Genomic DNA, 13884 nt, shown 5'->3' with positions numbered 1-13884 from the left:
AATGGATGAATTTTATAGCCTTTGATCAAACTCAGGGCTTGCAACCATTCTATGGAAATTAGGATTGGCCATTAACCGGCTGAAATTAGGGCTTGCCATCAGCTGGTTGAAGTTCGGACTTGCCAGCAATTGGCTGAAGTTCGGCATCGCCATTAGCTGTCTGAAGTTTTGACTGGCCATCAGCATACTAAAATTAGGACTAGCCAAGAGCTGATTAAATTCCCGACTTGATACAAGCCGGTTGAAGTCGGGACTTGCCATGAGCTGGCTAAAATTCGGAATTGCCATGAGTCGGCTGAAATCTGGGCTGGCCATCAAACTGTTAAAGCTGGGAATGGCCATTAATCGGCTGAATTCAGGACTTGCAACCAATCGGCTGAAACCCTGGTTTGCCATTAATTGGCTAAATTCAGGACTGGCAACCAGGCGACTAAAATCAGGACTGGCGATCAGTCTGCTAAAGCTGGCGCTGGACATTAAATTGTTAAAACCAGGACTGGAAACTAATCTGTTGAAGTCTGGATTCGCCATTAACTGGGTGAATGTTGGGTTAGCCATCAGGCTGCTGAAATTTGGGCTTGCCATCAAACGGTTAAATTCAGCACTTGCTGCAAGTTGATTAAATTCCGCAGCAGCAGTAAGCTGGTTAAAGTCAGGATTTGCCATTAAGCGGCTAAAATTTGGGTTCGCAATTAGGCGACTGAAATCAGGTACTGCTAAAAGCTGACTAAAGTCAGGGCTTGCCATTAATGAGTTGAAAGAGGGGTTCTCTGCCAACCGGTTAAAATCGGGACTGGCTGTGAGCAGTATAAACTCAGGTGATTCCATTAACCCATTAAACTCCGCGCTTGCTGCAAGACGACTGAAATCCGGGCTTGCCATTAACTCATTGAAAGCTGCGCTTGCAATTAATTGATTAAAGCTTTGACTTGCCATCAGTTTATTGAAAGAGGCTTCTGACATAAGCTGAGAAAAATCAGGACTTGCTATCAGTTGATTGAATTCCGGACTTGCAAACAGCTGGTTAAAGTCAGGACTGGCCATTAGCTGGACAAAAGCTTCATTTTGAGAGAGCTTCTTTAACTCACCCGATTCTACCAAGTCGATAAAAACATCGCTTTGTAAAACCTGCTGAAATTCTTCGTCATCCAGAGAAATATCTGCATGCGTCATTTGTGTTCCCCGATACCTTTCGGCACGTTCAACCGGGTCTCCTCCGATTGTCCCGCTTACATCACTTTGATTTGGTTGTGGCATTCCGGTAATAAAAACTACCAAAAGAGCAACGGCTGCTCCTACAAGCGCAGAGGCTATATTTTGACCCGAAAATAGTTTGTTTGATTCAGACATAGTGTCCCCATTATTATGTTTATGATTGATGTTAGAATTAGATTGTACCCCGTAAACCCATGATTCATTTACTATTTCTTGTTGTACCCGGGCTGAGATGGACTCAGAAGGATCGATTTCCGATCCAAGTTTTTTAATGTTTTTTGAAATTTTTAATAGATCGTCATAAAGAGCTTTTGCTTCCTGGTCTTCTTCCAGAATTTTTTTCACTTTCAGGCTTTGTGCTGCTGAGTTTTCCCCGTCAATTTCAGCCTGAATTAAGTATATAAGCTCCTGTTCCATCTAATATCTACTGTCGAATTGGTATTGTTTACTTTAAGTACACCACAAATTGGAAAAAGTTGGTAAGTTTTTGTATCCCGATAAAAATGATATAAAAAGTAGCTAAAGCAGTTTTTCACGCAATTGAATTCTTGCCGTGTATAATCGCGATTTTACTGTTCTGGGTTCTATGTCCAAAATGCCTGCAATTTCTTTATAGCTTAGTTCTTCGAAATGTCTTAATTGGATTACAACCCGATAATCTGTAGGCAGCTCACCAATACATTTCGCCAGAATTCTGTTTTCCTCTTTTTTTAATAATTTTAAATAAGGGTTTTCTCCGCTACTATGATACAGTGACAGGCTGGAATGTGTTTTTTTGTTTCTTAGGTGATTAAGAGACTCATTTACCATTATTCGATACAGCCAGCTGTAAAATTTAAAATCAGGGTTGTAGGTATGCAGCTTTTTCCAGCACTTCAGAAATCCAGTTTGGGTTATATCTTTGGCTGTATCTGAGTTTTTAACAATACCCCATGCTGTTCTGTACATCTGGCGCTCATATCGCTTTACCAAAAGGTCAAAAGCACTATTGTCCCCATTCAGACAACGTTTGATAAGATCATAGTCACCTACATCAGCCATAACATGTATTAGTTAGGAAAATGCTTTCAGTCGTTGAAAGCTGTAATAAAGGCCTGCTTTACAGGCCGCGCCTTACCTAATCGATTAAATCAAATACCTGGTCAAGGCGGGTAAATTTGAAAATATCTTTAATATGACTGTTCAGGTTTTTTAACCTGAGCGAGTGCCCGTTTTCATTCAGCCTGTGGTTTGTTTTTACCAACACCCCTAACCCCATGCTTGAAATGTATTTTAATTCCCCCATATCAATGGTCAAAGTCTCTTCATGCTCAGAAAGCTTATCAGAAGCAATGCTTTCCTGACTTGCACTAAACTCACCAATAAACTTTAACTCGTTTTCACTTACTTCTTCAATCTTCAGCATGTAAAAACCCTAAATCAATTTTGTGATTGTTATGGTCGATATCCCGTTCCGATGAACAAACTTGATATCATCCATAATTTCTTTAACCAGGTGAATACCCAATCCCCCGGATTTTTTTTGCCTGAAATATTCCTCAAAGTTAACATCTCTCGCTTGAGTTATATCAAATGGCTTTTCTTCAAAATCACTCAGGCTTAATATAATCTTACGATTCTTTTTTTCAACTATTAGTTTAATATCAAACTCTGCATTCGGATTATGCCGAACCATGTTCATGAAAATTTCTTCAACGGATAATTCAATCTTTCGTTGATCATTTTCATTGACCTCATAACCCGCCCAATTTTTTTTAAGGAAGTCGAATATGTTCTGTAATTCATCAACATCCCGTTTAAAAGTACCCGTAATTTTCATAAGCAGAGAAGTCAGTGTTATACCACCCAGAAAACCGTCAATATTTGATGTATATATAAAATTATTGCATAAAATGTACTCTAAATAATACATTGAGGTTAATGTGGGCCTGTGCCTTGTTTGCCTTGTAAACAGAGCTCTTGCCCGGGTTCTGAACTATGATTTACAGGATTAACGAATCCCCTGAATAGTATTTACTCTGAAGTTTTGGTAATTACTCACTCTGATGCCCTGCGTCGGAGCGGATGGGTTGTTAGAGAAATCGGTTCGCAAAAAAATTTCTACTTGCAGAACTGTTTCTAATTTCCAAATGTTAGCTAACCAAACAACATGAAATTTTAGGTACAGAACATTGACGTTTGTAACACGCAGAGCCCATTTTAATGCCGCCCACCGCCTTCATAATCCCGATAAGAGTGAGGAGTGGAATCGGGAAACGTTTGGTAAGTGCAACCTTCCAAACTGGCACGGCCATAACTATATAATTGAAGTTACCGTAACCGGTGAGCCTGATCCGGAGACGGGGTATACCATTGATCTTGGTAAATTAAAATCCATTATCAAAGAGAAGGTTCTGGATCCCTGCGATCATAAAAACCTGAATCTGGATGTAGATTTTTTGCAGGGAATCATTCCCACAACGGAAAACCTGGTTCGTGCTTTTTTCGACGAATTGCGCCCTGATGTGGAAGCCGCCTGTTCCAAAGACGGAAAGTTGTACAAGGTTAAGCTGTACGAAACCGAACGAAATATTGCCGAATATTGTCCGTACAGAGGACTATAACAGACTATTCATCATTAGCAGTTAGAGATATGATTAAGAATGAAATACAACGATTTTATGACCCTACCTTCACGGTAACGGAAGAATACAAAGAATCCCTGCCTGATTTACAGAATGGGCCGGCTTCTCTTATAGAAGGGGCAAATGTCCCTATCCAGCAGGTGGGCATTTCCAATTTCAAGCTTCCGCTGAAGTTCAGACGAAGAGAAGGCGACCCCATTACGCTTGAGGCTTCTGTAGATGGATATGTAAGTCTTGAAATGGATAAGAAGGGGATTAACATGAGTCGGATCATGCGCACCTTTTATAAGTTCCAGGATAAGGTTTTTCATCTCGACCGACTTGAAGAAATTTTACGGGCATACAAAGATGATTTAGATAGCCAGGAATCTTTTTTGAGAGTCAGTTTCAACTATCCGCTGCTCAAAGACAGTCTGCGTTCCGACATGAAAGGGTACCAGTACTACAAGGTTTCCTTTGAGGGACGGCTGGACAATTACAATCAGTTTCAGAAATACATGCACCTCGATTTTGAATACAGCAGTGCATGTCCGTGCTCGTACGAGTTGTCTGAACATGCTCGTGAAACCCGTGAAGTAGCTGCCATACCTCACAGCCAGCGAAGCGTGGCTAATGTGACGGTAGCGCTGAAGGATGAGTTTTTCGTAGAGGATTTGGTCAATATCTGTCGAACAGCCCTTCAAACTGAAACACAGGTTATGGTGAAAAGGGAAGACGAACAGGCGTTTGCAGAACTGAACGGAGCTTATCAAAAATTCGTGGAAGATGCCGCTCGTCTTCTTTATGATGAATTGGACAGCTACAACAGCATCCGTGATTTTGTAGTCCGATGTGTACACATGGAAAGCTTGCACAGCCATGATGCGGTAAGCAGAATTTGTAAAGGACTCCCGAATGGTTTGAGATAACCGGAGTTGTTTTGTTAAACTAAGCCTCGCTCCATAAAGAGCGGGGTTTTTTTATGAAAATCAGGTAAGGTTTTCAATTTATAGCCCATCAAATCCCAAGTATCAACTCCAATCAAATCAATAACAATGGCAAATCCTGATTTTTCCAGTCTGAAGGCCTTATATATTAACTGCACGTTGAAAAAATCACCCAGGGAAAGTCATACCCGAAAGCTGATTGAAGTGTCAATGAACATCATGGAGAAAGAGGGCGTGGAAGCTGAATGTATCCGTCTGGTTGATCATGATGTAGCCTATGGTGTGTATCCTGATATGAAAGAGCAGGGAGTAGATACCGATGAATGGCCGGAGCTTTGGAAGAAAGTGGAGGCTGCAGATATACTTGTAGTCGGAACGCCGATTTGGCTGGGGGAGAAGTCGTCGGTAGCAACCAAGCTTATTGAACGGCTGTATGCTATGAGTGGACTCCAGAATGAAAGGGGACAATATCTCTTTTACGGAAAAGCCGGAGGTTGTATTGTAACGGGTAATGAAGACGGAATAAAGCATTGTGCAATGGGTGTATTGTATGCCCTTCAGCATATCGGGTACAGTATTCCCCCACAGGCGGATGCAGGCTGGATCGGAGAAGCAGGACCCGGACCAAGCTATGGAGATGAAAGTAAAAACGGGCCGGTTGGGTTTGATAACGAGTTTACCCAGAGAAACACCACTTTTATGACCTATAACCTGCTTCATTTGGCAAAAATGCTCAAGGAACACGGCGGGTATCCCGCTTATGGAAACTCGCGAAAAGAGTGGGATGATGGCACTCGGTGGAACTTTGAAAACCCGGAATACCGGTAGCTTGACGAACAAATATTGGGTTGTGAAATGATATAGACATCCAGTAAATTGATCTTGAATTTTCATCAGGCTGCGGCTTTTGTGTGCTTAGTCATTAAGATTTTACCGGATGTTCAATTGGTTTAAAAAGAAATCAGCTTCTTCTTTTACAAACGAAGAATGGATTGAAGCGCTGTCTCCACCGCCGGAAGATGCCGCCATCTCAAAGCTGAGAGCCTACCTAGTGAGGGGATTGAAAGCCTCTCTGTATAAGTACGTTGATAAAAATCTGGGCGATTTTGTGGAAGACATAGCCCAGGATTCCGTTCTGAAAATTCTCGACAAGCTGGATACCTTTCGCGGAGAGAGTAAATTCACAACCTGGGCCATGAAAATAGCAGTGAGAGAAGGCTATACCGAGCTCAGGAGGAAACGATACGATGATATTTCCCTGCAAGATTACGTGAATCCAAAAGGAGAGAAAGAGCATGCGGTTGAGATTGAAGAGAAAGAAGCTTTGCCCGATCAGATTGCGCATGAGTCGATGGCCGTTGAGAAAGTGATGAAAGTGATGAACGAGCAACTCACTGAAAAACAGAAAACGGTGCTTCAGTATTTAATTATAGATCAGATACCGTTAACGGTTGTGGCGGATAAAATGGATACGAACCGAAATGCGATTTATAAGCTGGTGCACGATGCCCGCCTGAAGTTGAAAAACAGCCTGGAGTTGGAAGGTATTGATCCGGAAAAACTTTTGGAGGAGATGTAAGAAATGGAAGCGACAACTCATCAGGATAAGGCAAGAGATATATAAAAATGAAATTGAATAAACAGATCATAAAAATATTAGTAAGCAGCGTAAAGGCTACGCATGAGCATGAGCTGGGATGTGGGGAATGCTTTGATGAGATTCACGAGTTTGCCGAGATGGAGCTGTTGGGGAAATCTCCCGAAAAAGCCAAGCCACTGGTTAAAGAGCACTTGGAGAAATGCGGAGAATGCAGAGAAGAGTACAAAGCCCTATTAAAGGCAATGGAGAACCTGGAAGTGTATCAGTAAGCTGTTGGGAATAATGCACTCTTATAAAATTAGTATCCCTTTGTTACCTCGACGGAGGTTACGAGCATAGAACTCGACACAAATCCACCGGCATTTAGGGTGAGTATAACTTCATCCCCATCTTTAACCGCTAACAAATCATCGGAACTGAGCTGTTTCCATTCATCATCCTGAATGCTCAGATATATGGATTGATCTGTCGTGCGGTTTTCAAGGGTTATGCTGCCACCATTCGATAAGTTTTTAGCCCAGGCATTTATACCCCATTGTTCGGCTTGGGTGGGGTAGAGAGTGCGGTAAAAGTGAGGGTAAACGCATCCACCGGAAATATGAGCAGATTTAATGCCACCGCCATTCGGAGAGTCTTCTATTACCTTATAGCCTCCTTTCCAGCCGGACAGCTCTGCTTTACTTTCAAAAGAAGAGAAATACACTACTTCTTCTGAGCCGGAAAGTTGTGGAGCATCACTGATAATGTTACAAGAGACAAAGCTGAAAACACTAATTAGAGCTAGGGAAAGAAGCTGAATACGCATATGCTTAAAGGTTGATAAACAGTTGTTTATAGTTACTAATTTTGCACCGAATAAACAATAGGTATTCCTTTAGGGGATGGTCCCGGCTATTTTGAGATAGAAGATCTAAGGATTTACAAAGTGAAGCCTCTTACAATATGCACTCGGTTTTGAAAAGTCCTATCTTTAAGGATTAAATATTCATCAAACCATCCTGTTCCCAATGAAGAAAACACGGTATACGCTTTTAACTCTTTTTGCTCTTCTTTTTTCAGTAAACTCTCTTTTTGCCCAAGATCCCATTCCGATTTCTGAAGCCCGTGAACAGGCGGAAGGGACTACCGTAACCGTTTCGGGGCATGTGACGGTAACCGATGAATTTTCAGGCCCCGTTTATTTTCAGGATGAAACCGGGGCCATTGCCTGGTTCGATTTTGACAACATGCGGGAAGAATTTACGCTGGATGTCCAACGCGGAGATTCCATCGTAGTAACCGGAGAGATCGGTTTTTTTAATGATCTGCTGCAGGTGGTAAATGCTACCTCCTGGGAATTTTTCCCCGACTCTACTCATAAAACCACTCCTGCAGAGATTACCGTTGAAGAAATGAATTCCGGTGACTTTGAAAGTCAGCTGGTTTCCATGATTGTGGATATTGATCACACCGGGTCTTTACAGGGGAACACGAATTACGACATTTCCGATAACAGTGGAACCGGGGAGCTGCGTATCGACCGTTTTACCAATCTGGTTGGAGCTGAGGCGCCTGAAGGCGTTACCACCATTGTGGGTGTTGTAGGAAGGTTCAGAGACACATTTCAGTTGCTACCACGCGATACGGAAGATTTAAATGCGGATCCATTTGAATATCCGGGAGAAGAAGTTTCCAAAGACCAGACATTTGAAGTGGCAACCTGGAATATTGAATGGTTTGGGGCCACCGGTCAAGGACAAGGCCCTGATGATGAAGCAGAGCAAATGGCGAATGTAGCTACGGTGATTACGGAGGTGGATGCCGATTTATATGCTTTTCAGGAAATTTCCAGTTCCACGGCCTTTGCTGACCTGATTGCCGGGCTGGAAGGTTATGGTGGTTTTATGGCAGATTTCTCCCAATCCCAAAAAACAGCTTTTGTCTTTAAACGAGCCACTATTGATTCGCTCGACTCGGGGATGATAACCTCCGGCATGACCCAATCAAACTGGGCAAATGGACGCTATCCGTTATTCTTCCGGTTCAATGCCACTGTAGAAGGAGAAACACGGGAGATTTATGCTTTCAATATTCACGCAAAAGCATTTGATGATTTCAATTCCTATAACCAAAGAGAAAATGCATCAGCCGAACTTAAGCAGTACCTTGACAGTGAAAGAGAAGCTGAGAATGTCATCTTTTTAGGTGATTACAATGATACTATTGAGGGATCTATTACATCGGGTCAGGACTCCCCCTATGATAATTTTGATGAGGATGAAGAATATACCATCCTTACCAAAAGTCTTGAAGAACGGGGATTTGCTTCCCAGGCATCCGGTTCTTTCATCGACCATATAACAATTACCTCAGAACTTACGGATGAATACATTGTGGCAACTGAACGCGTGGAGAATACCACGTACATCGGAAGTTACCTGAGTTCAACGTCGGATCATTATCCAATCTGGACACGGTTTCAGTTCACAACACTGGTAAGCAACGAGGAAGATCTCACTGAGCAGCCCGTAAACTTCTCACTGGAACAGAACTACCCTAACCCATTCAACCCAACTACACAGATCAGTTATCGCTTAGCCGAAAGCGGTTTTGTGCAGTTAGAGGTATTTGATGTAATGGGGCGAAAGGTAGCTACACTTGTGAGAAAGAATCAGTCGGCCGGTGAAAAAACGGTTAGCTTTGATGCCTCCAACCTTTCGAGCGGGGTGTATATTTACAGGTTATCAACCGCGGGTGGCAAGCAGCTTACCAGGAAGATGATGCTTATCAAATAAGCTGATCATAAAGCGGATTAGAAATTTAAACGCCTTTGTCTGTAGTGGACGAAGGCGTTTTCTTTTTCACCAGTAGGCAAGCGTCAGTTACCTGAAATGAAGTCCCATCCACCGCCGACTTTTGATAGCTGTTGGAATGTTGATCTGCAATCATAAAACCGTTTGTCTTCATCAGTTCGACGAGTTCATCTGCCTCATACAGTACAAAATGGTGTCGTGTAAATTCAAGATGTTCAATAGAATGCCGGGGCCGGTGTCCAATCAGGAAGAGGCCTCCCGGTTTCAGTACCCGCTTAATTTCCTGAAGATGCGGTTCAGGTGGATTGAGGAAATAAATAACGTTATGCGCTATAATTACATCAAATTCGTCATTACTGAAGGGGAGAGCAGATGTCTCGGCGCATTGGATGGTGAGCTTATCTTCATCAATCAGAGTGGTGTTGCTTGCTTTGGCTTCTTCACACATGTCGGCAGAATAATCAACGCCGGTCAGGGTTAGCTCAGGTTCCTTTTGAATATATTGAGAAAAGTGTTTTCCGTTCCCAAAGCCGATTTCGAGAATGTTTTGGTTGGGTTTCAGCTCAAGAAGTTTAAAAGCCAGATCGTAGAGTCCCTGATTCGATTCGTTTAAAGCCCTGGCAACTTCGAGTCCGTTCTTGCCGGTTGGTTTCTTTAGTTGTTCCGAAAGTTCTTTGGGTTCCATCACAGATAATATACAAATGGGATGAAAAGAATTGGCGAGGGCCGATTTAATTTAGCCAACAGATTTGTACTCTTCGGTTTGATAATATTTTGGAACCGAATCGATTCGAACGTGCAGCCAGAATACTCCCAGTCCTGAGGTGCTTAGCCATCGCGGTTCTTCTCCGATGATATCCAACATCTCCGTGCCGGTACATTGCCAAAGCTTATGGACTTGTGATTCCGGCGCTTCACGGATAAAAGTACCGATATGAGCATATCCCGGATGCTCATCAACAGGGCAGGGGGCAATGAGTTGAGCATCATTCCCTAAATTCCTGAAGCTCACCACGTCCCGGTCTCTTTTGAAATAGGAGCTGAAGGTGTGAAAGTCCGGTGATTTTTTAGCGAGAAATTCACTGTTAAGTACATTGCATTGGTAATCCTGCTGCAGGTTGGCAGTCATCATGGGCGTGTTCTCCCAGAAAAAGGCCTCGTAACCCAAGCTGATCAGGTATTCAGTATAGAAAGATCGAAAGGGTGCTTCATTCTTTAACAGCATGAGAAATTGCTGATTTGAAATCTTAGCTCCGTCCTTTGAAATACTGAATCGTTGATTGTTTTCTCCGGACTCCAGTGCTACTACCTTCCACATCATTAGATAATACTTCTTTCAGGACAACAATTTTTCATACTCTTTTTCCAAAGGCATGTGGACTTTCCAAAATCCCTGAGGGGTATTTCCCTCCATCAGATCGATCAAAATTCCAAGGTGTGTATGCCAGCCTGCACCCACGCCGAGTTGTACTTCTTTTTCATCCGGTAATTGTCGGTGCGTCAAAACCAGCCTCACTTTTTCGCCTTCGGGGAAAAGCTCAAAAGTAACCTCAGAGCCGGTACCATCACCCTCAGCCCAGGTATAACTCAGTAAATGAGGTGGCTCACACTGTATAACCACACCATGAGAAGTATCTCCTTCTTTGAGATCTTTATACTTTTCCGGCCACGGATCTTCCTCCGGAGATAACCGTGTATGATTGAATTCATGGGTAACTTTCCCACCTACTTCTGTCTCCACATCACCGGCCGACAACCACTTTGCTTTCAATTCAGATCTGGTGAGATATTCCCAAACTCGTTCAGCAGGGCCGGGCAGCAACCGTTCAAAACGTACAGTTCCCGGTTCGGTAAATACACCTTTCTTATTGTTCATAGCTGCTCCATTAACTTGAGGTTTCATCGATGTCGTTCAGCAGGACTTCCAGGGTATCCAGTTTTTCATTCCAGAACTTGCGGTAGCGTTGTGTCCATTCCATTACATCCTGAAGCTTTCGGGTGTCGGCTCTGCAAAAACGTTTGCGACCCTGTTGCTTGATTATCACTAAACCGCATTCATTCAAAATTTTCAAATGTTTGGATACAGCAGGGCGACTCATGTCAAACTTCTCGGCTACATCGTTTACGGGGAGCGATTGACCGGCAAGCAAGTCTATGATTTGTCTGCGGGTTGGGTCAGCAATGGCCTGGAAAACATCCTTAGACATAGAAATTAATTTAAGTAACTGATTGGTTACACGAATATATGTGTAACTAATTGGTTACGCAAATTAAATTTACAGTCGTGAATTATTTCAGAATGGTATAGGGGCGAAGGACGGGTAAAGCCAGTAAATTAACCTTGGGTCAGTAGCACTATGGCATCATCAAGGGCGGCTACGGAGTGAGACACTTCAGCCGGTATGTCCACTTCCTGATGCTTTTTAAGGCGAATGTCTTTCTTTTCCTGGTGGTAAATCACTTCACCTTCCAAAACAAGCAATTTGGTAGGGTGATGGGCTTTGTGGTCTTCCAGCTTCATTCCCTTATTAAAGCCAAATAGGAGAACTTTAAAGTGATCTCCGATATGAAAAGATTTGGCTACCGGGTTTTTGGCTGTCTTAAGCTGTTCTTTAATGGCTTCTACCGTCATAACTCCATGGTTAAGTGAATGTGCTTAAACATCTTACAAAATTGGGCGGACTTTTGCGAAATCATCCGATTATTCATAATCGATTTAAACTCCCGGTTTAGAGGTCCTGACATCAATTGGCTATAGGATCAGATCTTATTTTCCCTGAGATCTTTATGGAGTGAAGCTTCTTTTAGCTTCCGGTGTTGTACAAGGTATTTCAGGTCATTTCGGTTATCGTACATCAGTTGTTTGTGGTAATAGTTGATGTATTCACACACGCCAAACAGGTTTGCGAAAACCGCCCAGCCTATGAGGTTATCGGTCGAGAGAGTTTTACCTGAGACAAACCATTGAATGACCAGAACTACGGGTATCAGCGCTATCATAAGTTGGTTCTGTCTCTTGAAACTACGGAACCGGGAGAGGGCTGTACTTTTAAAAACCGGCCGTTCTGTTAATACGGAATACTTTATCCACCAATAATAGGTGCCCTGGAACAGGATAAAGCACATCACAAATAATCCATAAGACAAGAAAAGGATGTCGTACAGAGAGTACTGGAAGTTGAGAAAGATCATAATTCCAAAAAACATAACTACATTCATTCCCTCGACCTGGAAAGTCCATTGAAGTCGGTTGATGAGTCGTTTTTTGAAATTTTTATTGATCATAAAAAATAAAAGACTACATGGTGCTGCTAATTACTCATTTATAAATCACACCATCTTTCATCACAAAAGAAACTCGCTCCATGGTTGTTACATCTTCGAGTGGATTTTTATCGGTAGCAAAAATATCAGCCAGTTTACCGGTTTCAATAGAGCCGATTTCAGCTTCCATTCCCAGAACGGTAGCCGCTGTCATAGTAGCACTTTGAATGGCTTCCATAGCGGGCATCCCAACCTCGGTCATGTATTTGAATTCTTTTCCATTCAGTCCGTGTGGGAAAACTCCGGCATCGGTACCGAAAGCAATTTTCACCCCGCGTTTGTAGGCATCAGCGAAGGTGTTTTGTATCATCGGGCCGATTTCAAGGGCTTTGGGCACTACCAATTCAGGATAGTATCCATCAACCTTTGCTTTCTCGGCGACCCATTTTCCGGCTGAAATAGTGGGGACGTAATAGGTTCCTTTTTCAATCATCAAATCCATGACTTCGGGAGTCATCTTGGTTCCGTGCTCTATAGTACGTACTCCGGCTTCAACAGCTCGTTTCATACCTTCAGCTCCATGGGCATGGGCAGCCACGTGCATACCATACTCGTTAGCTGTTTCAACAATAGCAGTAAGTTCGTCCATGAAAAACTGAGGAGCATCTCCGGATTTAGCCACACTCAAGACTCCTCCGGTCGCCGTAATCTTGATATGATCCGCACCGTTCTTGTATCGCTGACGAACGGCTTCACGGGCTTCTGCCACCCCATTCAGTACTCCATCAATCGGGTCCGGACTTCCCATCAGGTCTTTTTTCCAGCCGTTGGTTGGGTCGGCATGCCCCCCGGTAGTTGCCAGTGATTTTCCTACGGTGATGATACGCGGCCCATCCACAAATCCGCCTTTAATGGCATCCCGAAGCGCAATGTTTACGCCCGATCCACCGAGTTCCCGTACGGTCGTGAATCCTGCCATTAGCGTTCTTTTTGCGTATTGGACCGAGCGGAAGGCTTTATCGGCATCATCGAAGGTGAAGGGTTCTAAATACTTTTGGGGGCTGGTTTCACTTTCAAGGTGAACGTGAAGGTCGATGAGTCCCGGCATTACGGTTTTGGATTTCAGGTCCACCACCTCATCATTTCTGTTCCCGGAAACATATCCGTTTTCAACCGCAATAATCTTGTTGTCTTCAACAATGATGCTGACCTCACTCCGGGCTTCATCCGAAACTCCGTCTATGAGTGTACCCGCATGGATGATAGTTCGTTGAGCAAATCCAGAAGAAGAAATCAGAAGTGAAATGAAGAATGTGAAAATAATATGGCGGAATTTCATAGGAAGTATATTTGGTTAGGTAGTGTGGCGCAATATAGGTAAATGAACCTAAAGAAAAGAGTTAGAGACATGTGTAAGGTTGAAACAAATTTTAGCGGTTCATCATACGTTTTAGAGTGTTTTT

18 protein-coding genes are annotated in these 13884 nt (G+C 43.0%); 6 read left to right on the top strand and 12 right to left on the bottom strand.

Translation table 11 applies throughout. The features are described from left to right. Nucleotides 1-12 precede the first annotated feature (12 nt). The 4 genes from NM125_RS11225 to NM125_RS11210 all read right to left on the bottom strand — a co-directional run bounded on the left by NM125_RS11225 (nucleotide 13) and on the right by NM125_RS11210 (nucleotide 3127). Nucleotides 13-1632 carry a hypothetical protein gene (locus tag NM125_RS11225; RefSeq protein WP_255135021.1) on the bottom strand — a complete coding sequence of 540 codons (1620 nt, stop codon included), beginning with the start codon at nucleotides 1630-1632 and terminating at the stop codon, nucleotides 13-15. Between the two features lie 102 nt (nucleotides 1633-1734). Then, a complete protein-coding gene (locus tag NM125_RS11220; protein ID WP_255135020.1) occupies nucleotides 1735-2256 on the bottom strand; it encodes an RNA polymerase sigma factor in 522 nt (173 codons plus the stop codon). 76 nt (nucleotides 2257-2332) lie between these two features. Beyond that, nucleotides 2333-2620, bottom strand: coding sequence for an STAS domain-containing protein (locus tag NM125_RS11215; protein WP_255135019.1), 288 nt, complete (start codon nucleotides 2618-2620; stop codon nucleotides 2333-2335). A gap of 9 nt (nucleotides 2621-2629) precedes the next feature. Then, nucleotides 2630-3127, bottom strand: coding sequence for an ATP-binding protein (locus tag NM125_RS11210; protein ID WP_255135018.1), 498 nt, complete (start codon nucleotides 3125-3127; stop codon nucleotides 2630-2632). 259 nt (nucleotides 3128-3386) lie between these two features. Here NM125_RS11210 and NM125_RS11205 point away from each other — a divergent pair, with 259 nt between their 5' ends. From NM125_RS11205 to NM125_RS11185, 5 genes are all read left to right on the top strand, one after another. After that, entirely contained in the window at nucleotides 3387-3818 is a 432-nt protein-coding gene (locus tag NM125_RS11205) for a 6-pyruvoyl trahydropterin synthase family protein (RefSeq protein WP_255135017.1), read from the top strand. A gap of 29 nt (nucleotides 3819-3847) precedes the next feature. Then, nucleotides 3848-4747, top strand: a complete 900-nt coding sequence (folE2, locus tag NM125_RS11200) for a GTP cyclohydrolase FolE2 (RefSeq protein ID WP_255135016.1) — start codon at nucleotides 3848-3850, stop codon at nucleotides 4745-4747. Nucleotides 4748-4873: 126 nt separating this feature from the next. Beyond that, nucleotides 4874-5593, top strand: coding sequence for a flavodoxin family protein (locus NM125_RS11195; RefSeq protein ID WP_255135015.1), 720 nt, complete (start codon nucleotides 4874-4876; stop codon nucleotides 5591-5593). Between the two features lie 109 nt (nucleotides 5594-5702). Further along, nucleotides 5703-6344 carry an RNA polymerase sigma factor gene (locus NM125_RS11190; RefSeq protein WP_255135014.1) on the top strand — a complete coding sequence of 214 codons (642 nt, stop codon included), beginning with the start codon at nucleotides 5703-5705 and terminating at the stop codon, nucleotides 6342-6344. 47 nt (nucleotides 6345-6391) lie between these two features. Continuing rightward, nucleotides 6392-6634 (top strand): anti-sigma factor, encoded by a 243-nt coding sequence (locus NM125_RS11185; RefSeq protein WP_255135013.1) that lies wholly within the window; start codon nucleotides 6392-6394, stop codon nucleotides 6632-6634. A 29-nt stretch (nucleotides 6635-6663) separates the two neighbouring features. Here the strand turns inward: NM125_RS11185 and NM125_RS11180 are convergent, their stop codons facing one another. Beyond that, nucleotides 6664-7170 carry a hypothetical protein gene (locus NM125_RS11180; RefSeq protein ID WP_255135012.1) on the bottom strand — a complete coding sequence of 169 codons (507 nt, stop codon included), beginning with the start codon at nucleotides 7168-7170 and terminating at the stop codon, nucleotides 6664-6666. Nucleotides 7171-7372: 202 nt separating this feature from the next. Between NM125_RS11180 and NM125_RS11175 the strand changes: the two genes are divergently transcribed. Further along, the gene (locus tag NM125_RS11175; protein ID WP_255135011.1) at nucleotides 7373-9139 is read left to right on the top strand and encodes a T9SS type A sorting domain-containing protein; all 1767 of its coding nucleotides are present in this window, start codon (nucleotides 7373-7375) and stop codon (nucleotides 9137-9139) included. 25 nt (nucleotides 9140-9164) lie between these two features. On the opposite strand, the gene NM125_RS11170 is transcribed toward NM125_RS11175, so the two are convergent. The 7 genes from NM125_RS11170 to NM125_RS11140 form a co-directional block, all read right to left on the bottom strand. Continuing rightward, entirely contained in the window at nucleotides 9165-9842 is a 678-nt protein-coding gene (locus NM125_RS11170) for a class I SAM-dependent methyltransferase (protein ID WP_255135010.1), read from the bottom strand. Between the two features lie 51 nt (nucleotides 9843-9893). Continuing rightward, on the bottom strand, nucleotides 9894-10478 hold the full coding sequence (locus tag NM125_RS11165; RefSeq protein ID WP_255135009.1) for a DUF6940 family protein: 585 nt from the start codon (nucleotides 10476-10478) through the stop codon (nucleotides 9894-9896). Between the two features lie 15 nt (nucleotides 10479-10493). Continuing rightward, entirely contained in the window at nucleotides 10494-11033 is a 540-nt protein-coding gene (locus tag NM125_RS11160; protein WP_255135008.1) for an SRPBCC family protein, read from the bottom strand. A 10-nt stretch (nucleotides 11034-11043) separates the two neighbouring features. Beyond that, nucleotides 11044-11364: an ArsR/SmtB family transcription factor gene (locus tag NM125_RS11155; protein WP_255135007.1), complete on the bottom strand. Its 321-nt coding sequence runs from the start codon at nucleotides 11362-11364 to the stop codon at nucleotides 11044-11046. A 128-nt stretch (nucleotides 11365-11492) separates the two neighbouring features. Further along, nucleotides 11493-11789, bottom strand: a complete 297-nt coding sequence (locus NM125_RS11150) for a cupin domain-containing protein (RefSeq protein ID WP_255135006.1) — start codon at nucleotides 11787-11789, stop codon at nucleotides 11493-11495. A gap of 128 nt (nucleotides 11790-11917) precedes the next feature. Beyond that, nucleotides 11918-12442: a hypothetical protein gene (locus NM125_RS11145; protein WP_255135005.1), complete on the bottom strand. Its 525-nt coding sequence runs from the start codon at nucleotides 12440-12442 to the stop codon at nucleotides 11918-11920. Nucleotides 12443-12476: 34 nt separating this feature from the next. After that, nucleotides 12477-13760 carry an amidohydrolase family protein gene (locus tag NM125_RS11140; RefSeq protein WP_255135004.1) on the bottom strand — a complete coding sequence of 428 codons (1284 nt, stop codon included), beginning with the start codon at nucleotides 13758-13760 and terminating at the stop codon, nucleotides 12477-12479. Nucleotides 13761-13884 lie beyond the last annotated feature (124 nt).

The organism is Gracilimonas sediminicola (genome assembly GCF_024320785.1).
Lineage (GTDB): Bacteria > Bacteroidota > Rhodothermia > Balneolales > Balneolaceae > Gracilimonas > Gracilimonas sediminicola.
This window is presented reverse-complemented; position numbering and strand designations above follow the sequence as displayed.